The sequence below is a fragment of the Yoonia maritima genome (genome assembly GCF_003003285.1).
Taxonomy (GTDB): Bacteria; Pseudomonadota; Alphaproteobacteria; order Rhodobacterales; family Rhodobacteraceae; genus Yoonia; species Yoonia maritima.
The window spans coordinates 119,637-139,952 of sequence record NZ_PVTP01000003.1 but is presented as its reverse complement, the minus strand read 5'-3'; the positions used below and the strand labels follow the sequence as shown (position 1 = coordinate 139,952).

20 protein-coding genes and 1 tRNA gene are annotated in these 20,316 nt (G+C 53.3%); 10 read left to right on the top strand and 11 right to left on the bottom strand.

Going from position 1 to position 20,316, the window contains the following annotated elements:
- Positions 1-66 precede the first annotated feature (66 nt).
- The gene (locus CLV80_RS05345; protein WP_165793330.1) at positions 67-1,623 is read left to right on the top strand and encodes a divergent polysaccharide deacetylase family protein; all 1,557 of its coding nucleotides are present in this window, start codon (positions 67-69) and stop codon (positions 1,621-1,623) included.
- A gap of 41 nt (positions 1,624-1,664) precedes the next feature.
- On the opposite strand, the gene trpE is transcribed toward CLV80_RS05345, so the two are convergent.
- The 6 genes from trpE to fabI all read right to left on the bottom strand — a co-directional run bounded on the left by trpE (position 1,665) and on the right by fabI (position 8,293).
- Positions 1,665-3,173: an anthranilate synthase component I gene (trpE, locus tag CLV80_RS05340; protein WP_106355638.1), complete on the bottom strand. Its 1,509-nt coding sequence runs from the start codon at positions 3,171-3,173 to the stop codon at positions 1,665-1,667.
- A 6-nt stretch (positions 3,174-3,179) separates the two neighbouring features.
- Complete coding sequence (locus tag CLV80_RS05335; RefSeq protein WP_106355636.1) at positions 3,180-5,018, bottom strand: peptidyl-prolyl cis-trans isomerase; 1,839 nt, start codon at positions 5,016-5,018, stop codon at positions 3,180-3,182.
- A 66-nt stretch (positions 5,019-5,084) separates the two neighbouring features.
- Positions 5,085-6,260: an aminotransferase gene (locus CLV80_RS05330; RefSeq protein WP_106355634.1), complete on the bottom strand. Its 1,176-nt coding sequence runs from the start codon at positions 6,258-6,260 to the stop codon at positions 5,085-5,087.
- 79 nt (positions 6,261-6,339) lie between these two features.
- Positions 6,340-6,846 carry a xanthine phosphoribosyltransferase gene (gene gpt / locus CLV80_RS05325; protein WP_106355632.1) on the bottom strand — a complete coding sequence of 169 codons (507 nt, stop codon included), beginning with the start codon at positions 6,844-6,846 and terminating at the stop codon, positions 6,340-6,342.
- A 23-nt stretch (positions 6,847-6,869) separates the two neighbouring features.
- The gene (locus CLV80_RS05320) at positions 6,870-7,484 is read right to left on the bottom strand and encodes a LysE family translocator (RefSeq protein ID WP_106355630.1); all 615 of its coding nucleotides are present in this window, start codon (positions 7,482-7,484) and stop codon (positions 6,870-6,872) included.
- A gap of 2 nt (positions 7,485-7,486) precedes the next feature.
- Positions 7,487-8,293 carry an enoyl-ACP reductase FabI gene (gene fabI / locus CLV80_RS05315; protein WP_106355627.1) on the bottom strand — a complete coding sequence of 269 codons (807 nt, stop codon included), beginning with the start codon at positions 8,291-8,293 and terminating at the stop codon, positions 7,487-7,489.
- Positions 8,294-8,447: 154 nt separating this feature from the next.
- Here fabI and pdxH point away from each other — a divergent pair, with 154 nt between their 5' ends.
- The 7 genes from pdxH (at position 8,448) to CLV80_RS05280 (ending at position 15,761) form a co-directional block, all read left to right on the top strand.
- The gene (gene pdxH, locus CLV80_RS05310; RefSeq protein WP_106355626.1) at positions 8,448-9,053 is read left to right on the top strand and encodes a pyridoxamine 5'-phosphate oxidase; all 606 of its coding nucleotides are present in this window, start codon (positions 8,448-8,450) and stop codon (positions 9,051-9,053) included.
- 109 nt (positions 9,054-9,162) lie between these two features.
- Positions 9,163-9,690 (top strand): cold-shock protein, encoded by a 528-nt coding sequence (locus CLV80_RS05305; RefSeq protein ID WP_106355624.1) that lies wholly within the window; start codon positions 9,163-9,165, stop codon positions 9,688-9,690.
- Positions 9,687-10,163, top strand: a complete 477-nt coding sequence (locus CLV80_RS05300; protein WP_243394434.1) for a DUF192 domain-containing protein — start codon at positions 9,687-9,689, stop codon at positions 10,161-10,163. Before CLV80_RS05305 ends, CLV80_RS05300 begins: the two co-directional genes overlap by 4 nt.
- Positions 10,164-10,204: 41 nt before the next feature.
- Positions 10,205-10,281 (top strand) — tRNA-Pro (locus CLV80_RS05295).
- 548 nt (positions 10,282-10,829) lie between these two features.
- Positions 10,830-14,480, top strand: coding sequence for a vitamin B12-dependent ribonucleotide reductase (locus CLV80_RS05290; protein WP_106355622.1), 3,651 nt, complete (start codon positions 10,830-10,832; stop codon positions 14,478-14,480).
- A 14-nt stretch (positions 14,481-14,494) separates the two neighbouring features.
- Positions 14,495-14,740 carry a hypothetical protein gene (locus CLV80_RS05285; protein WP_106355620.1) on the top strand — a complete coding sequence of 82 codons (246 nt, stop codon included), beginning with the start codon at positions 14,495-14,497 and terminating at the stop codon, positions 14,738-14,740.
- Between the two features lie 235 nt (positions 14,741-14,975).
- Complete coding sequence (locus tag CLV80_RS05280) at positions 14,976-15,761, top strand: TIGR00266 family protein (protein WP_106355618.1); 786 nt, start codon at positions 14,976-14,978, stop codon at positions 15,759-15,761.
- On the opposite strand, the gene CLV80_RS05275 is transcribed toward CLV80_RS05280, so the two are convergent.
- The 4 genes from CLV80_RS05275 to CLV80_RS05260 form a co-directional block, all read right to left on the bottom strand.
- Complete coding sequence (locus tag CLV80_RS05275; RefSeq protein ID WP_106355616.1) at positions 15,758-16,177, bottom strand: cupin domain-containing protein; 420 nt, start codon at positions 16,175-16,177, stop codon at positions 15,758-15,760. The two genes, CLV80_RS05280 and CLV80_RS05275, sit on opposite strands and share 4 nt — an antisense overlap.
- Positions 16,174-16,761 (bottom strand): GNAT family N-acetyltransferase, encoded by a 588-nt coding sequence (locus tag CLV80_RS05270; RefSeq protein WP_106355614.1) that lies wholly within the window; start codon positions 16,759-16,761, stop codon positions 16,174-16,176. Before CLV80_RS05270 ends, CLV80_RS05275 begins: the two co-directional genes overlap by 4 nt.
- An 86-nt stretch (positions 16,762-16,847) precedes the next feature.
- Positions 16,848-18,125: a phosphopyruvate hydratase gene (gene eno, locus CLV80_RS05265; protein WP_106355613.1), complete on the bottom strand. Its 1,278-nt coding sequence runs from the start codon at positions 18,123-18,125 to the stop codon at positions 16,848-16,850.
- A 40-nt stretch (positions 18,126-18,165) separates the two neighbouring features.
- A complete protein-coding gene (locus CLV80_RS05260) occupies positions 18,166-19,056 on the bottom strand; it encodes a DMT family transporter (protein ID WP_106355610.1) in 891 nt (296 codons plus the stop codon).
- Positions 19,057-19,224: 168 nt separating this feature from the next.
- Between CLV80_RS05260 and CLV80_RS05255 the strand changes: the two genes are divergently transcribed.
- Both CLV80_RS05255 and CLV80_RS05250 read left to right on the top strand, forming a co-directional pair.
- A complete protein-coding gene (locus CLV80_RS05255) occupies positions 19,225-19,515 on the top strand; it encodes a hypothetical protein (RefSeq protein WP_133169755.1) in 291 nt (96 codons plus the stop codon).
- Positions 19,472-19,903 (top strand): peptidase associated/transthyretin-like domain-containing protein, encoded by a 432-nt coding sequence (locus CLV80_RS05250; protein ID WP_133169754.1) that lies wholly within the window; start codon positions 19,472-19,474, stop codon positions 19,901-19,903. Before CLV80_RS05255 ends, CLV80_RS05250 begins: the two co-directional genes overlap by 44 nt.
- On the opposite strand, the gene CLV80_RS05245 is transcribed toward CLV80_RS05250, so the two are convergent.
- Positions 19,900-20,313 carry a Fur family transcriptional regulator gene (locus CLV80_RS05245; RefSeq protein WP_106355604.1) on the bottom strand — a complete coding sequence of 138 codons (414 nt, stop codon included), beginning with the start codon at positions 20,311-20,313 and terminating at the stop codon, positions 19,900-19,902. The genes CLV80_RS05250 and CLV80_RS05245 overlap by 4 nt on opposite strands.
- Positions 20,314-20,316: the final 3 nt, after the last annotated feature.

Here is a 20,316-nt window from a genome sequence, read left to right as displayed (position 1 = left end):
GGTAGTGTTTCAGGGAGTGTGTGGGCGCTTGTACTTGGTGGTGCAGGGTTAGGTGTTGCGTCACTAGTGAGCGAACAACCCGCAGGAAATGAACCGCCGCAGATGCCACAGGTTGCGGCACCACAAGCAACGCAAAGTGCTGAAATTGATCTTGATACTGGGACGACGCCGCCAGAGGTGGATCGTGAATTCGCTGTAACCGCGCCACGTGTTTCCGCCCCCGAAGCAGAAGTGGCGGAACCAACGACAGATACAGAACCTGCAGCGCCACCACAGACATTGCAGTTGGAAACCGAACTTAGCGTGCCGGCTGACGTGGGTGATGCGACGATTGTCACAGCGTTAGAGGAACCTGTTCTTGCGCCAACAACGGTTGAACCGCCTCAGATGCCTGTTGCGGATGAAAACGCTGTGATTGCAACACTGCCAGCACAACCGGAATCTGAGCCGAGTGAACTAGACGCGCCAATCGTGGCTGGCATTGCCGAAGATGCGTTGGTGCCGCCCCCGCCAGACGTCATTGTAAAACCCGCTGAACAGGTTCGTGTCGATGACGACGAACCCTTATTTGTGGCACCGACACCTGAAACCGTGGCTGAGCCGCCCGAAGCCGTTGTTATCCCAGAGCCCGATTTAGCAATCGTACCAGAGGCCACGGAGTTGCCAGAGGTCACCGCACTCCCTGTGCCTGACGAAACGCCGTCAGTGGAGGCAGAGATGACACCACCGGTGCAAGCGCCTATTATCATCGAGCCTGAGCCTGAGCCTGAGCCTGAGCCTGAGCCTGAGCCTGAGCCTGAGGCAGAAGCCGATGTCGCTGACGCTGAACAGCCTGTAGATAACACTCCGCCAGTAAACCGGGTCAAAGTGAACCGCCCTGGTGCGGAACCTTCCGAAACGTCAGAACCCGAAATCGAAGTATCTGTCCAAGAAGGCGAGGAAACTGTTTTGCCTGCGCTAGAACGTTATGCGACGGCATTTGAGAACCCAAATGGATTGCCGCTGATTTCAGTCCTACTCATTGACGACGGTTCAAATGGCGTGATGGCCGCAGAGGTGGCAGCTTTGCCATTACCCGTCACTGTTGTGCTTCATGCGCTTGACCCAAATGCAGCCGAGAATATGCGCGCTTACCGCGCTGCAGGTGTAGAGATCGCTATGCAAACCTCTTTGCCAGAAGGCGCGATTCCTACTGATGTCGAAGTGGCCTTTGAGGCAGCATTTGGTATTTTGCCGGAAACAGCGATTTTATTTGCGGACGGTACCGGCGTTTTGCAAAACAACCGGGCTGTAACCGAACAGGTTATGCGGGTTCTTGCAGCGGATGGCCGTGGGTTGGTTACAGTGCAACGCGGTCTCGGAAGTGCTCAACGCGCGGCTGAGCAGGCGGGAATCCCCACAGCAACTGTCTTGCGCGACCTTGATAGCGGTGTTGATGACCCGTCAATAATTGAAAGGTCATTGGACCAATCTGCGCTTCGCGCACGCCAAACTGGCAATGCGGTTCTGTTAGGTCATGCCCAAGAAAGTACGATATTGGCGCTAACCAACTGGGCACTTTCCGTGAACCAAGATCAAATGCTGCTGGCGCCAGTATCTGCGGTTCTACTGGACGCGAATTGAAAAACGTAAGCTGGATTTAAATCCAGCTTACGCTGAGCGGGCTAATTGCCACCTGTTTTGAACATGGTTGCGTCAGCCGCAGCTTTTCTGATGGCGTTCGATTTATGCACAGTTTCCTGATACTCGGCCTCTGGATCACTATCAAAGACCACACCGCCGCCAGCTTGGATGTATAGCTTTTCATCTTGCAACACCGCAGTACGCAGGGAAATACACATATCCATGTCGCCGTTTGCGCTGAAATAGCCACAGCCACCGCCGTAAACACCGCGTTTCTCAGGTTCCAGCTCGTCGATGATTTCCATCGCACGGACTTTGGGTGCGCCCGATACTGTTCCTGCAGGCATGCCAGCAAAGAATGCAGATAGCGCATCTTGATCATCGGCCAATTCGCCAACGACGTTTGAAACGATATGCATCACATGGCTATAGCGTTCGATAATGAATTCTTCGGTCGGGCGTACGGTTCCAACTTTACTGACCTTACCCGTGTCATTGCGGCCCAGATCAAGCAGCATGAGATGTTCAGCCAGTTCCTTTTCATCGGCAAGAAGATCGGCTTCGTTCGCTTTATCTTCGGCAGGGGTCGCGCCGCGGGGACGGGTACCGGCGATTGGGCGAATCGTAACCTCTTTGCCAAAAACGCGAACAAGGATTTCAGGGCTGGCCCCGATCACTTGGAAGCCGCCAAAGTTAAAGAAAAACATGAACGGCGACGGATTGGTCCGGCGCAGACTGCGATACAGTGCAAAAGGCGGTTCGCGGAATTCTTGGGTCCACCGTTGCGATGGCACGACCTGAAAGATGTCGCCAGCGCGGATGTATTCCTTAGCTGTTTCAACAGCGTCCAAATACCCGCTGTGGGTAAAGTTCGATACAGGTGGGCTTACTGGGGCTGGATCTGCCAGCGCGTGGCCATCTCCCGGCGTAGGGCGTTCAAGTGCGCGCTGCGCGTCCATCACGCGTTCAGCGGCTTGGGCATAGGCGGCACGCGCGTTTAATCCTGAGTTCACATAGGCAGGCGCAACAAGGATGACATCACCCTTCACGCCATCCAGCACGGCAACGACGGATGGGCGTAGCATCATCGCGTCAGGCAGCCCCAGAGGATCAGGGTTCACGTCCGGCAGGTGTTCAACCAACCTGATCATGTCATAGCCAAGATAACCAAACAGCCCCGCTGATGCGGCAGGTAGATCGGCGGGCAACGCGATCTTGGATTCGGCTATCAGCGCACGCAGCGCGGTTAGCGGGTCCGCATCCATTTCGATGAAGTCGGTGTCGTTGAAACGGGCGTTGCGGTTTACGCGTGACGTCGTTCCACGACATTCCCAGATCAAGTCAGGGTTCATGCCGATAATCGAATAGCGCCCGCGAATTTCCCCGCCCGTTACACTTTCGAGCATGAAAGCGTTAGTTCCAGCGCCTGATAGCTTCAGCATCAACGAAACGGGTGTATCCAAATCAGCGGCAATACGGGTATAAACGATTTGGTTTTCGCCCGCGTCATATCCACGGGCGAAGTTATCATAATCAGGTAAAAGCGACATTTTATCCTACTGGAACTGGGCGTTAACCGCGTTCACGGTGGCCTGATTAATATTCACGTCAGTCTCTTTTTGCAAAGCCGTCGCATAGGCGTCAAAGAGGTCCTGCGCGATAGATTGCGTTGCGTTGCTGCTGATACCTTCGATCCGTGCCGCCGTCAGTTCGTCTTCGGTATCTGGCGGTGTGATTGCGTCAAGACGCAAGATTACGGCACGGTCTTCTGCATCCAGAACAACAACATCCCCGGCCGCCATTTCGAACAGCTTCTCGTTAAAGGCGGGTGGGGTGCCTTCGACGAAATCGGTACGCGTTAGGTTTTCTTCGACCGTTGCCTGCAGTCCGAGCGTATCAAACCCGGTATTGGGTTGAATTTTGGCAACCAATTCTTCCGCACGTGCGATAACAGCATCTTGGACCGCCTGAACTTCCCACGCTTGAGCGACAGATTCGCGCACCTCATCAAGCGGTTGGACCGCCGGCGGGGTGATACCATCTAGACGCAATGCAAAAATACCGCCGTCTGCCAAGTCAATAACGTCCGCAAATGCACCTTGCTCAACGCGCGCAGCAGCGTCACGGAAATCATCATAGGCGGCGATTCCTTCGGCGACATCAGCTGTCCAATTGATGGTGCCAATTTGTAGGTCGGTCCGTTCCGCTAGATCCTCAAGCGTTGCGCCGCCTGCGATTAAGTCAAGAATACCATCGGTGTTACCAGAAATGACTTCGCGGGCTGCATCAGCCGCAAGTTCGTCACGCAATTGCGGTGTCGCTTCTTCGATTGGTGTTTCTTGGGCTGAGAGAACTGCGTTCATGCGGAACAATGCAGGCCCAAGAGGAGAGTTGAACGGACCGACGACTTCACCCGGAGTTGCCGTAAAGACGGCTTCGCCAGCGGCGCGCAGTTCTTCTTGGTCGACGTCGCCCATATCGACATCGTTCAGGGTAAGGCCACGTTCGGCAACAAGGTCTTCAAAGCTGGATTCGCCAGAATCGATGCGCGCGCGGGCTTCGTCCGCCTTCGCAGAGTCGAGATAAACCAAGCGTTCCACCAAGCGGCGCTCTGGCTGCATGAATTCAGCGATCCGGTCCTGATACAGCTGTTCAACGGCGGTTTCAGGAACTTCCATCTGATCCTGGATCATATCTGGGGTTAGCCAGACGTAGGTGATGTCACGTGTTTCGGGCAGAGTGAAATCTTCGGGATGGGCGTCGTAGTATTCTTGGATATCAGCATCTGTCGCACCAGGGATTGGTGCTGTCAGTGCCTCGGCATCGATTGATGTCCAAGTGGCACTGCGCTGTTCACCAATATAGGCGATCATCGTTTGACCAAAGACATCCATGCTTGGAACGCCGCTTACGACTGCGCCTTGCAGCAATGTGCGTGCCATTTCTTCGCGGAGTGTTGTTTCAAACGCGGATTCTGATTGACCAGCTTGCTGCAGCGCAAGGCGATAGCTATCGGCGTTAAATCCGCCACGACCTTGGAATTCTGGAATGGCTTTTAGCTGATCAAACACACGTTGATCACCAACGGAAATACCCAATTGGGCGGCTTCATTATCAAGCGTGCGGTTTAGGATCACGGACTGAAGCGCCTGACGGTCAATGCCAAGTGAAACAGCTTGTTGGAAGGTGATTTGCGTACCAAACTGCTGTGACATATTCTGAATCTGCGCGTTTAGCTGCCGCTGATAGGCTGTAATCGGCACGTCTTTGTCGCCGACGGTGCCTAGGCTGCGCATACTGCTTGAAAACCCGCTTGAGCCAAAGCCAGCCATACCAACAAGTACAACCCCGACAATGACCAATGGGCCGTACCGATTTTTCTTTTTTTCTGCCATAAGTCTCGTGCGCTCCGCCCTAATAGGTGGAGCATGAATACGGCCCTGCGCACATGGGTGCAAGGGTCAGTAGGGCAGGTTCGAAAGTCGATCGAATAAGGTCTCGATCCCGCTACGGTCGATATTGGCAAAAGCGATCCGCAATTGGCTTTCTCCGCCGGGTAGATCATCTGGCATAAACATTGTGCCGGGCAGTAAAAGGACGCCTGCGTCGCGGACCAATTTCGGAGCAAGCTCTGCTGATGAAATACCGTAAGGATGGCGCATATAGGCGAAATAGGCGCCGCATCCCAACAGTTCCCACCCGTGGGCAGCAAGTTTGGGGAAATGTTCATTGATCGCATTGCGACGATCAAGAATTTCTAACCGTTCACCTGCAAGCCACGCGTCAAGGTTCTGCATACCCCATAGCGCGGCACGTTGCCCAAGCTGGTTAGGGCAGATCGTGACCGTATCGAGAAACTTTTCAACCTCGGCTAGGCGGGCAGGGCTGGCGACAATGGCCCCCACGCGGTGCCCGGTCAGGCGGTAGGCCTTGGAGAATGAATAAAGCTGGATCAGCGTATCGTCCCAGTTGGGATCGGTAAAAAGATCGTGTGGCGAGCCCTCACGGCTGTCGAAATCCCGATAGGTTTCATCAACGATAAGCGAAATTTTATGTTTGCGTGCCAATGACATGAACGCACGCAAGGTCTCAGAAGGGTATTCCGCGCCGCATGGATTGTTGGGCGTCACAAGAGCGATTGCGCGGGTCCGTGGTGTGATGAGATTCTCGGCTGCGGCGGCATCGGGAATCATCCCGGCGCCAGCAAGCAACGGGACGGTTTTTACGCCCGACATATCCAGCCACATGCGGTGGTTGAAATAGTAGGGAACAGGAATGATGACCTCATCCCCTTCGGCGCAAAGGGTGGATATCGCGGCGGCAAAGGCCTGATTGCAGCCCGATGTGATTGCAACTTGGTCGGGCGATACAGTGCCGCCATATGCGCCGGTCCAACGTTCTGCGATTTCTGTCCGTAGTTCAGGAAGTCCTAATACCGGACCATATAAATGCGCGTTCGGATCGGTCAGGACGATTTGCGCCATTGCCTCGCGCAGGGGCGCGGGCGGTGGATCAACTGGGGCCGCCTGACTGACATTGAGCAATGGGCGGTCAGCCGGGTGGGACACACCATCTAACCAACGTCGTGCCTCCATCACTGGTGGAGCAAAGGTGATAGCGGTGCGTGGTTGTGTCATGGCTTGATCCAATAGAGCGGCTTTGCCGCACAGTATTTTTGGGTACCGTGCGGCAAGCGTTGTCTTCTTACAAGTCTGCTTAGTCTTTGCCGCGGTAGGGTTCGACGTATTGTAACGCCATGTCCCATGGGAAGAAGATCCAAGTGTCTTGGCTGACTTCGGTGATAAATGTATCGACCTGTGGTCGGCCTTTGGGCTTTGCATAGACTGTCGCGAATTGTGCGTTCGGATACATTTGACGTACGAGCTCAAGCGTTTTGCCGCTATCGACAAGGTCATCGACAATTAAAATGCCTGTTCCGTCGCCCATCAGCTCGGCATCTGGCGCCTTAAGAACCTTAGCTTCAGATCGATCTTGGTGATCGTAGCTTTTAACGCTGATCGTATCGACAGTACGAATGTCCAATTCACGAGCAACGATCATCGCCGGGGCCATGCCCCCGCGTGTAATAGCGACAACCGCTTTCCATGCGCCGTCATCAGGGCCTTGTCCATCAAGCCGCCAAGCAAGTGCACGGCTATCGCGGTGGATTTGATCCCAGCTAATGTGGAAACCTTTTTCGTGGGGCAGGCGTGTGTCGGTCATGGCAATGTTCCTTATGGCGGCTGTCAGGTTGCAGCTATCTTGACGCCGAGCAGTGCCAAAGTTGCACCAAAAGCGCGGTCGATGAGAGTTTTTAGGCTTATGTAGCCTTGGCGCGACCTTTCAAGCGAAAAGATACGTGCAACGAAAATATTCCAAATTGTTTCGTTAAGGAATACGGCCAATAGAATCGCAATATAGCCAATTATACTTGTGTCTTCCGGTACAGTTCCTAGGAATATAGCACTGAACAAAACCGCGGGTTTGGGGTTTGCGAGCTGTGTTTTAATGCCGAGCCAAAGTGCCGATAAACCGCTTCGGAGTGGTGCGTTTTGATCACCTAGGTCAAGAGGTGTGCTCGCCGAGCGCCAAAGCTTCCAAGCCATCCAGATCAAATATGAAGCGCCAAGGCACTTCATCCCAATAAGGAGTAAGGGAGCAGCCTTAAAAAGCACCTCTAGGCCGCAAAGTGCCATTAGTGCCCATATGACACCACCAATGCCGATGCCGACCGAGAGCATAGCCCCGGTCCGCATTCCTTCTATAACGCCTGTGCGGGCAGACATGACGACCGCTGGTCCGGGGCTAATTGCAGCGAGGAGATGCAAAAGCCAAATTGTGCCAAACGCCGTCAGTGTCATTGCTATTCCTTTGAGATGTCAGGGGCGTCTACGGCTTTCATGCCGACCACGTGATATCCTGCATCAACGTGAAGAACTTCGCCTGTGACGGCGCTGCCTAGATCGGACAGAAGGTACAGCGCGGATTTCCCGACCTCTTCTTGGGTCACTGTGCGGCGCAGCGGCGAATTGTATTCGTTCCATTTCATGATCAGCCGAAAATCGCCGATCCCAGAGGCAGCTAAAGTCTTGATTGTTCCGGCGCTAATTGCGTTCACGCGGATGGCATCTTTACCCAAATCTTCGGCTAAATATCGCACCGATGCCTCAAGCGCGGCTTTGGCCACACCCATAACATTATAGTGCGGCATGACCTTCTCTGCGCCGTAGTAAGTCAGCGTGAGGCAAGAGCCACCTTCAGTCATCATTTTTTCAGCGCGTTTGACAACGGCTGTGAAAGAATAAACCGAGATATCCATCGACATCAAAAAATTGTTTCGGCTTGTATCGACGTAGCGACCACGAAGTTCATTTTTATCTGAAAAACCAATGGCATGTACGATAAAATCAAGTTTTCCCCAGCGCTTTTCGAGCTCTGAGAATAGGTCATCAATAGACGTTTCGTCACCCACATCGCAGGGCAATACGATGTCTGATCCGACGGACTCTGCAAGCGGTCCAACCCGCTTTTTTAGCGCTTCGCCTTGGTAGGAAAATGCCAGTTCTGCACCGGCGTCAGCGCATGCTTTTGCGATCCCCCATGCGATGGATTTGTCGTTGGCTAGCCCCATAATGAGGCCGCGTTTGCCTTGCATCAGCTGTGACGTCATCGCTGTTGTTCCTTCGTCTTAGTTTACTTCGCGTTAGCCTCGTTTAGGCGATTGCAAAGACCGCATCAAGCTTTTGAACAGGTGGTCTAAAAAGGTTGCCACATGGGACGATTGTCCCTAAGCCTGTCACGCAAAGAAACGACGAGGTTTGTTAATGGGTGACAGGGACGGTATTTTCGCGGGCAGTGATCCGTTTACCATTGCACGTCAATGGCTTGATACCGCTAGGGAAATAGAACCTACCGATCCCAATGCAATTGCGCTCGCGACTGTAGATGCAACAGGTTTGCCAAACGTGCGGATGGTATTGCTCAAGGAGATTGAGCCAGAAGCATTTGTGTTTTACACCAACTACGAAAGTATAAAAGCACAAGAGATTGAAGAATCCGGTAAGGCTGCATTTGTCCTGCACTGGAAGTCGCTCGCGCGGCAGATTAGAGTTAGAGGGTTGGTCGACCGCGAGGACGGTCCAATCGCAGATGAGTATTATAAGTCACGATCTCTCAAGAGCCGGTTAGGCGCTTGGGCATCGCGGCAATCGCAGCCTTTGTCATCACGCGCGGCGTTGATGGCAGAAGTTGCGAAAGTAACGGTTCAAAAAGGGGCGGATCCGGGACGGCCGCCCTTTTGGGGTGGTTTCCGGATTGTACCTCTGGAGATCGAGTTTTGGTCAGATGGTGCGTTTAGATTGCATGACCGGTTTCGGTGGTCACGCGAAACAACTGATAGGCCGTGGGAAATAACGCGACTGAATCCTTAGCGTTCATAGTTATGAAGTGCGAGGAAGATTCGTTTTGGTTTCATGGTGCAGATCAGGATAAATTGAGGAAGACAGGGGCGATGTATGTCGTGCCTGAGGGGAATACGTAATGGAAACGCAGGGTGCTAGTGACCAACGGCGTGTAACGGGATTGGTAAAGTGGTTCGATCCGGCTAAAGGATTTGGCTTTGTCGTTGCTGACCAGGGTGGATCTGATATTTTGTTGCACGCCAATGTGCTGCGCAATTATGGTCAGGGTTCGGTTGTTGATGGATCTCATATAGAGATCGTCGTTCAAGATACCCAGCGGGGTCTTCAAGCGACCGAAGTTCTTACAATCACGCCGCCGCAGGCGGAAACAGCTGTGCCTTTAAAAGACATGGCAGAGTTTTCGCCCTACGACATTGCAAAGCGCGATATCGAGCCGGCGCGTGTGAAGTGGTTCGATAAGGCAAAAGGTTTTGGCTTTGCGAATATCTTTGGCAATAATGATGACGTGTTTATTCACATCGAAGTCTTACGCAGGTCAGGGCTGTCGGATTTACAATCGGGAGAGGCAATTGGCCTTCGCCTGGTAGATGGTGAACGCGGTCGTATGGCGATAGAGGTCGTTGGCTGGGAGATAGCAGCCAAGTGAAAGTTTGGGCCGTTGCTTTTTGTATAATAAGCGCGTCGCAGTCGGCATGGGCTGTTTGTGACGTAAACAAGGTGACGGTAAGCGGGGATTGGGGGCAGGCACATTTTAATGTGGATGTCGCCGATGACCCAGATGAACGCGCCAAAGGGCTGATGTTCGTCGAAGATCTACCTACACTGTCTGGAATGTTGTTCGTATATGAACAACCCCAAAGTGTGAGCTTCTGGATGCAGAACACATTGATTCCTTTAGATATGTTATTCGCCTCTCCGTCGGGTGAAATTCTCGCGATTCATGAAAATGCGATTCCCTTAGACACCACACCGATTCCCGGTGGGGACGGTATTCAATACGTTTTAGAGATAAATGGCGGGCTTTCGTCGCGTCTTGGGATCGAAGTTGGAAGTATTTTACAGCATCCGAGCTTTGGTTTTCAGGCTATTTTGCCTTGTGACGAAAAGAGTTCAAATTAGGTCTTTTCAAATCAGTTCACTGTGTTTAGAGAAGCGCTTGTCGGGGCGTAGCGCAGCCTGGTAGCGCATCTGTTTTGGGAACAGAGGGTCGGGAGTTCGAATCTCTCCGCCCCGACCATTCAACTGAAAAGTAGTGAATATAACGACAGCAGCCTCCGGGCTGCTGTGTCGTTTTAGCCGCGCTAAATATTTGATCATAAAGATTAACACGATCGGGCCGGGGCGGTGGAAAACTTCATCCGTTGTGTGAGAAATTTTGACTAAGTTAGCCGAACCAAAGGGCTTTCCGAAATCGCCGTTTCATTAACCTTCTGTGGACAATTTGGTGGATGAATCACTTCGGCGAGAAAGAGGCTGGCGGAATAGAGCCGTCAACCGTTTTAATCCGTATTTTGTGTTAAAAATCCGTTGACCCACTAGGGCTAGATGCGTCAGTTTGTGCGGGCAGATCGGCGATACACAAGATGTAGTGCTGGTTACCGGGGGCGGTTCAACAGGTAGGCCATAGGCCATTTACGTTATCCCAACACAGGTTTGGCCTTTGGCCAGAACGGTTGTGGTCGGCCAAAATGAACCCACGGGAAGCACATATTAGGTATCGCGCAGGCGGTTGGGATCAAGTTTTTTGCTGCAACGTCAGCAATGTCGATAAACAGGGGCAGACAGATGAAAATCGAACGTAATTTTACAAAGTCAGGGGAAGACGCGTACGCAGCGCTCGAATTCAAGACAACAACGTCCGAGATTCGTAACCCTGACGGCACAGTGGTCTTTAAACTGGATGAATGTGAAATTCCGGGTGGTTGGAGCCAAGTTGCATCTGACGTTATCGCGCAGAAATACTTCCGCAAAGCTGGCGTTCCTTCAGAGCTAAAGAAAGTCAAAGAAAAGGGTGTTCCTGAATTCCTGTGGCGCTCTGTCCCTGCCAAAGGCGCGACATTCGGTGGCGAAACATCTGCAAAGCAAGTTTTCGACCGTTTGGCTGGCGCATGGGCCTATTGGGGTTGGAAGGGCGGCTATTTCTCGTCTGAGGAAGATGCGCGCACTTACTTTGACGAAATGCGTTACATGCTGGCGACTCAGCGTGCTGCGCCAAACAGCCCACAGTGGTTCAACACTGGCCTGCACTGGGCCTACGGTATCGATGGTCCTGCACAGGGTCACTACTATGTAGATTACCAAACAGGCGAGCTGACCAAGTCAGCCTCTAGCTACGAGCACCCACAGCCGCACGCTTGCTTTATCCAATCGGTCGGAGACGACCTTGTGAACGAAGGCGGCATCATGGACCTATGGGTCCGCGAGGCGCGTTTGTTTAAATACGGTTCTGGCACTGGTACGAACTTCTCGTCTTTGCGTGGCGCAGGCGAGCCATTGTCAGGTGGTGGTAAGTCATCTGGCCTTATGGGGTTCCTGAAAATTGGTGACCGTGCGGCTGGAGCGATCAAGTCAGGTGGCACGACACGCCGCGCGGCTAAGATGGTTATCGTCGATGCGGATCACCCCGATATCGAAGAATTCATCAACTGGAAGGTCATCGAAGAGCAAAAGGTTGCGAGCATCGTAGCAGGTTCCAAGATGCACGAACGCTATCTGAACGATATCTTTGCTGCGATCAAAGCGTGGGATGGCTCTGAAGAGGGCGCTTACGACACCAAGACAAACGAATCTTTGGCGTCAGCTGTTCGCGCTGCGAAAAAGTCCGCCATCCCTGAGACATACATCAAGCGCGTGTTGGATTATGCAAAGCAGGGTCACACAAGCATTGAATTCCCAACTTACGACACAGATTGGGATTCGGAAGCTTACTCATCTGTCTCTGGTCAGAACTCGAACAACTCGATCCGTGTGACAGACGCATTCCTCGAGGCCGTTGAAAAAGACGCCGACTGGAAACTGATCAACCGTAAAAACGGCGAAGTCGCAAAGATCATCAAAGCACGCGATCTGTGGGAACAAGTCGGTCACGCTGCATGGGCTTGTGCCGATCCGGGCATCCAGTACCACGACACAGTCAACGCATGGCACACATGCCCAGAAGATGGTGCGATCCGAGGGTCAAACCCTTGTTCTGAATACATGTTCCTTGATGACACGGCCTGCAACCTTGCCTCGATGAACCTGCTGACATTCTACAAGAACGGCGAGTTCCAAGTCGAAGATTACATGCACGCCACACGTCTGTGGACTGTGACCTTGGAAATCTCTGTGATGATGGCACAGTTCCCATCCAAAGAAATCGCGCAGCGGTCTTACGACTTCCGCACGCTGGGTCTTGGCTATGCGAACATCGGCGGTCTGCTGATGAACATGGGCTTTGGCTATGACAGCAAAGAGGGCCGCGCCATGGGTGCTGCGCTGACTGCGATCATGACCGGCGTATCTTATGCGACATCTGCTGAAATCGCTGGCGAACTGGGCGCATTCCCTGGCTACAAGAAAAACGCAAAGCACATGCTGCGTGTTATCAAGAACCACCGTCTGGCGGCGCTTGGTAAAACAACTGGCTATGACAAGCTTGACGTAAAGCCTGTGCCATTGGACCACGCAAACTGCCCTGATCAACGTCTGATCGAACTGGCCGTTTCTGCATGGGACGAAGCGTTGGAACTGGGCGAACAGCACGGTTACCGCAACGCGCAAGTGTCTGTTATCGCGCCAACAGGCACTATTGGTCTGGTCATGGATTGTGACACAACCGGGATCGAGCCTGATTTCGCGCTGGTTAAGTTCAAGAAGCTTGCTGGTGGTGGTTACTTTAAAATCATCAACCAATCTGTTCCCGCCGCGCTTGAGAAACTGGGCTATGGCCCTGCGCAGATCGAAGAGATCATCTCTTATGCGGTTGGTCATGGCACAATCGGTCAGGCACCAGCAATCAACCATACTTCGTTGATCGGTCATGGTTTTGGTCAGGAAGAAATCGACAAAGTCGAAGCGGCGCTTGCCTCTGCTTTCGATATCCGTTTCGTGTTCAACCAGTGGACATTGGGCGATGATTTCTGCACCAAAACGCTCGGTATTCCGCACGAAAAGCTAAACGATCCAACATTCGATCTGCTGCGTCACCTTGGTTATACCAAGAAAGACATCGAAGCAGCGAACGATCACGTCTGCGGTACAATGACACTGGAAGGTGCGCCTTTCCTCAAGGAAGAGCACTATCACATCTTTGATTGTGCGAACCCATGCGGCAAAAAAGGTAAACGTTACCTAAGCGTTGACAGCCACATCCACATGATGGCCGCAGCGCAGTCGTTCATCTCTGGTGCGATCTCAAAAACGATCAACATGCCGAACGATGCAACCATCGAAGACTGCCAGAAAGCGTATGAGCTTTCTTGGTCACTGGGTGTGAAAGCAAACGCACTGTACCGTGATGGTTCAAAACTGTCTCAGCCTTTGGCTTCTGCTTTGGTCGAAGACGATGATGATGCAGCCGAGACACTTGAAAGCGGTACACCGCAGGAAAAAGCGGCAGTTCTGGCCGAGAAGGTGATCGAAAAGGTCATCATCCAAGAGGTACGCAACCGCGAACGCGAAAAGATGCCTCAGCGTCGTAAAGGCTACACGCAAAAAGCCATCGTCGGTGGCCACAAAGTTTACCTGCGTACGGGCGAATACGAAGACGGCAACCTTGGTGAAATCTTTATTGATATGCACAAAGAGGGCGCAGGCTTCCGCGCGATGATGAACAACTTTGCCATCGCGGTGTCTGTTGGGCTTCAGTATGGCGTGCCGCTCGAGGAGTTCGTTGACGCGTTCACATTCACGAAGTTTGAGCCAGCAGGCATGGTTCAAGGCAACGACAGCATCAAGAATGCGACGTCGATCCTTGACTATATCTTCCGTGAATTGGCTGTGTCCTATCTGGATCGTACCGATCTGGCGCACGTGAAACCCGAAGGCGCATCTTTCGATGACATTGGTCGCGGCGAAGAAGAGGGCGTTTCGAACATTCAAACGCCAACTGAAAACGCGGCTACCCGGTCATTGGAAGTACTGAAACAGATTTCCTCAACTGGTTATCTGCGCAAGCGCATGCCACAGGATCTGGTGGTGCTACAGGGTGGTGCGGGCACGACTGCACGGGCAAACGGAACCGATCCAGAAGTCACGCTGCAAGCCATCGTATCCGAGACAACAACCTCTGAGACGGCGATCAGCACTGGCACTGTGAGCATTTCGGCCCGCGATAAGGCCAAGATGCAAGGCTACGAAGGCGATCCATGTGGCGAATGCGGCAACTACACGTTGGTCCGTAATGGCACATGCATGAAGTGTAACACATGTGGCGGCACCTCTGGGTGTAGCTAAGGAATACCAAGATTATGGATTTTGCTTTCGAAATTGCTGGTTTTAGATGCGAGGCCAACTCCATGCGGATGCGTGGCCGGACATTGGAAGCCAGCTTTGAAACAGATGCGGCGGGCCCTTTGTCCGACGCATTCTTGAACAACACGGCAGTTTCATTCCTTGGGGCGTCTGAGCTTTCATCAGCCTATGCGATCAAGGCGATTGAAACTGACGCTGCAAACGGATGCACCGCAGTATTTGACGTGCTCAGTGCAGCGTAAAAGAATCCAGGGCGGGTGCGCTCGTCCTCGGCGTAGATCAGGCCGCAGGCAATAAACCGGGCAGTACATAAAGAGTGAGCCTGATCAACGAGACTACAGGGGGGCTTCGGTCCCCCTTTTTTTGCGCGCGTTAAGCGTATTACCGCCGGAAATGGTAAGGTTTTCCGCCAGTTGTTTGAAATTTCAGGGCGCACTACCATTTAGTCAGTACCTATTTTCATCAGGAGTTATTCACATGCGGTGTCACGAAGTAGATTACGAGATTTTTGGCGATGACATGCAGATCGTCGAGGTCGAATTGGACCCGCAAGAAACTGTCATCGCCGAAGCAGGGGCCATGAATTACATGGAAGACGGAATCGGCTTTGAGAGCAAAATGGGCGATGGAACGACCCCAAGCAGTGGCATGATGGGTGCGCTGTTGAATGTCGGTAAGCGTGTGCTCACCGGCGAATCTATCTTCCTGACCCATTTCAGCAATAACAGGCAGGGTAAAAAGCGCGTGGCCTTTGCCGCGCCGTATCCCGGAAAAATCATCCCTGTCGATATGTCCAAGGTGGGCGGTGAACTGATTTGCCAAAAGGACGCGTTCCTTTGCGCGGCTTTTGGTACGTCGACTGATATCGCGTTTCAAAAGCGCCTTGGGGCAGGGTTCTTTGGTGGTGAAGGCTTTATCTTGCAGCGTCTACGCGGTGACGGGATGGCTTTCATCCATGTCGGCGGAACAGTGATTAAGCGTGAACTCCAGGCTGGAGAGGTGTTGCGCGTCGACACGGGCTGTATCGCGGCATTTGATGCAGGCGTCACCTATGACATTGAACGCGCAGGCAACCTGAAATCGATGGTGTTCGGAGGTGAGGGTATCTTCCTTGCGACGCTTCGGGGACCGGGCACAGTGTATTTGCAAAGCTTGCCATTCTCGCGTCTTGCCGACCGTATCCTGCGTGCGGCCGGTCCGGGCGGCAGTAAGGGCGAAGGGTCCGTTTTAGGTGGGCTGGGGGACCTGTTCGGCGATCGCTAACGTGGGATGTCGAAACCGGGTTCGGCAAGCGTAAATCCAGCAAAGTCGAACCCCGGCGACACTGTACAGCTGACTAAAGTCCAGTCGCCCGTGGTGCGGGCGGCTTGCCAATGGTCGGTGGGTACAATGATTTGCGGTGTTTGATCGCCCAATACATCGGGTCCAAGAATGTGATCAACGGCAGGGCCGTTTTCAGTCTCGGCGAGCGAGAGCGTAATCGGTGCGCCAGCATGGTAGAGCCAGATTTCGGTCGCATCGACTTTGTGCCAGTGGCTAGATTCGCCAGCCTTTAGAAGGAAATAGATGCAGGTCCCGGTTGCGCGGCCTTCGTTATCTGCGACCCAGGTTTGACGATAATATCCTCCTTCGGGGTGTGGTTGCAGATTAAGCTTAGCAATGATGGCTTCTGCAGTCATTCGAACACCGGGATGTGGGCGCCAGCGGATCGGGGCAGGTGCCCGGTAAGCCGCGGATCAGGCGCGATTTCAATCTCTTGTTTGGTCGGGGTAAATCCCGCCCGCGTATAGAATCCCAACGCCTGCGGACTATCAAGCGTACACGTATGAACGTAAAAACGCTTGATCGAACGTGAAAACGCCCGCTTAATTGCGTGGGCCATCATCACGCGACCCGCACCTTTGCCAACCATAGTTGGCGTCAGTCCAAAGAACGCAAGTTCGCAGGCAACCGGAACACGGTGGTCAATTTCTATTAAACCTACGTCTTGTCCGTCCTGTTGCACTGTCCAAACTTCGTAGTTGGGGTCGTGCAATATCGTGGCAAGCGCATCGTCGGCCAAATGCAGCCGCGAAAACCACAACCAATCTTCGCCCACTGCCCGAAATAACGCGCGATACCAATCCAGGTTGGCGCGCGAATGGCGTAGAAAAGTGAATCCGGGGTGGTTTGTATCAGTGGATGGCGGCGCTGTCATCTCAAGGTGAGTAACAACAGTTGCGACCATGCCGCGCGGAATTTGGTGAAAGCCGGGTTTTAACATTCGGGCAGCTTAGGCCGGTTACTGGGGCAGAGCCAAGTAGATTTAAGAAGCCCCGCCAATCTAAAAAGATAAGCGGGGCTAATAAGTTAGGCTTTCAGGATCGAACGCCCAGCGTAGGTTGCTGTTTCGCCCAGCAGCTCTTCGATGCGGATCAGCTGGTTGTATTTTGCAAGACGGTCAGAGCGTGACAATGAGCCGGTTTTGATCTGGCCGCAGTTGGTCGCAACCGCAAGGTCAGCGATTGTCGCGTCTTCTGTTTCGCCGGAACGGTGTGACATCACGTTGGTGAATTGCGCACGGTGCGCCATGTCGACAGCTTGCAGTGTTTCAGTCAGCGTGCCGATTTGGTTCACCTTAACGAGCATAGAGTTCGCAGACCCTTTAGCGATGCCGTCAGCCAGACGGGCTGGGTTGGTCACGAATAGGTCATCACCGACCAGCTGAACCTTGTCGCCGATCATGTCTGTCAGTGTCTTCCAACCATCCCAGTCATCTTCTGACATGCCGTCTTCGATGCTGATGATGGGATAGTCGCTGGCCAGTTTTGCAAGGTAGGCCGCGTTTTCCTCGGACGTCAGGGACACGCCTTCGCCGACCATCTCGTATTTGCCGTTTTTGTAGTATTCAGTCGCCGCACAATCGAGCGCGAGATAAATGTCTTCGCCCGGCTTGTAGCCCGCTTTTTCGATAGATGTCATAATGAAATCAAGCGCTTCGCGGGTTGATCCAAGGTTCGGTGCAAAGCCGCCTTCATCACCGATGCCAGTGTTGTGGCCCGCAGCAGATAGCTCTTTTTTCAGCGTGTGGAAGACCTCAGAACCCATCCGTACGGCTTCTTTAATGTTCGCTGCCGATACAGGCATGATCATGAATTCTTGGATGTCGATCGGGTTGTCTGCGTGCTCACCACCGTTGATGATGTTCATCATTGGAACGGGCAGGGTGCGTGCCGATGTGCCACCGATATAGCGGAACAATGGCTGCGCGGTGAAATCAGCTGCAGCTTTAGCAACGGCCATGGAAACGCCAAGGATCGCGTTTGCGCCCAGGCGGCCTTTGTTAGGTGTGCCATCCAGTTCGATCATCGCCATGTCGATGCCGACTTGCTCTGTCGCGTCAAAGCCTAGGATTGCTTCAGCAATTTCACCGTTTACGGCGGCGACGGCTTCTAGGACGCCTTTGCCCATGTAACGGGATTTGTCGCCGTCACGCTTTTCAACAGCTTCGTGCGCACCTGTTGAGGCACCAGAGGGTACAGCAGCGCGGCCCATTGTGCCGTCTTCTAGGATCACGTCCACCTCGACCGTGGGGTTCCCCCGGCTGTCCAGAATTTCGCGGGCGTGAATGTCGATGATGGTGCTCATAATGTGCTCCGTTAGTGGGATGTTAGCGGTATCATACGCTCTATAGCGCGGGTTTTGACGCAAGGGAAGTACGACGCAGTCGTGCCTCGCGCCAGAGGGTATAGATCCCGGATGTAACAATGATTGCAGCGCCAAGTAGCGTAAGCGCATCCGGGTTTTCGTCAAACACGACAAAGCCGATCGTCAAAGCAAAGACAAGCCGTGTATAGCGGAATGGGGCGATGAGGGACAGTTGTCCAATGCGGGTCGCAGCCACAAGCATGTAATAGGCAGCTACCCCAACAATGACAGCGCCAGTCAGGAGCGCAATGTTTATGGGTTCTGGCATGACCATTGGCGTGCCGGTGACCAACATGACGGCGGCACCTGTCGGCACAAGGATCAAGAATGCATAGGTTGCTAACTGTCTCGATGTGACGCCAGCAGGCACCCGCCGCGTTGCGAGGTCACGTATTGCTAGCCCAATGACGCCCTGTACTGCGAACAAGGAATTTGCGTCAAATCCATCAAGGCCGGGACGCAAAACCAATAAAACCCCCAAAAGCCCGATACACACAGCAAGCCAGCGACGCCAGCCGACGGTTTCCCCTAAAAACAGGGCAGCACCTATCGTCACGGCCAGTGGTGTTGCCTGCAAGATGGCCGAGGCCGAAGAAATTGGGGTGAGTGCGATAGCCGTGACAAAACCCAGCGTCCCAATGACTTCGCCTGCGTTTCTGATTAAGACCGCAGGTTGCAGCAGATCACGTGACCATAATGTATCGCCATATGCGCGTGCCAAAATGGCAAAGACTATACCGCCAGCACCGCCCAAAAGGATCAGGATTTCCCCGACATGAAGCGCATCGGCAATCAGCTTGATAAACATGTCTTCGAAGGCAAAGCCAAGCATGGCAGCCACCATCAACGCGCTGCCGCGGATATTGTCCATTAGATGGCCTCGTCTCTGAGAGTTTCGCGATAGGCATACGCGGGGTTTTCAGGGAAGCAAAGACTGATAGCGTTATCTTTCTTCTGAATCCCCGCCGGAAAATCCGGGGCGATGCGTATCAGCTTTGATGCTGCGTACACAGCGCCACAACAAATAAAGCAAGGCCCTATGTCCCAGCACGATAATGATCCGCACCATGACGGCGATTTTACAAGTGATTTCAAACGTATGTTAACACGTCGTAATGTGTTAATTGGGGCAGGGGCGTTGTCGGTGGCTGGGGCCGCGCTCTGTGCGCAAGGGGCTGGTGTTCGCCCGTCTCCCATGAACCCAAGTCCAGAGGTCTTAGGCACCACCGAGAACGGTGAGATCTGTGTCGGGCAGCCGCAAGAAACCAACGGCCCATTCCCAGCTGATGGCACAAACACCCGCGAAGGGCAGACAGTATTCGCTCTATGAAATCGAAGATCAAAACTATCTGCGCGGGATGCAAATTGCCGATGCGAATGGCTCGGTCACTTTCAACAGCATCCTGCCGGGGGCATATCGTGGGCGCTGGCCGCACGTACATTTTGAAGTTTTCCGTAGCGCCCAAGCCGCCGTTTCAGGTGAAAAGGCGCTATTGGTAGGCCAACTCGCGTTCGAAAAGGCGCTGGTGTCTGGCTATTACGCTGCCGACACGCGCTATTCAGAAAGCATCCCGAACTTGGCCGTGCAAACGCTTAGCAACGACAATGTTTTTGGGGACAGCACCGCGCTGCAGCTCGACGCGCAAATGGTGAAGACAACTGCGCAGAACGCTAGCCGCGTTAGTTTTACATCCGAAATCGGATTGACTGGCGTCTAGTCTTTTTTGATGGGTACCGCGTAGAGCTCTAGGCGGTGCCCCTTTAATTCATAGCCCAGTTTAGTCGCAATGCGTTCCTGCAATGCTTCGATTTCGGGGTCCAAGAATTCAATAACCTCGCCGGTGTGCATGTCGATCAGGTGATCATGGTGGTCGCGATCAGCCGTTTCATAACGGGCGCGACCATCACCAAATTCGTGCTTTTCCAAAATGCCGGATTCTTCGAACAGCTTTACCGTGCGGTAGACGGTCGCCAATGAAATACGGGGATCAACGGCCGATGCGCGTTTATATAATTCCTCGACGTCGGGATGGTCGTCTGCTGCCTCTAGAACAGCCGCGATTGTCCGGCGTTGTTCTGTCATGCGCAGGCCATTGGATTCGCAACGATCAAGGATTGTGGGTTTCATAGG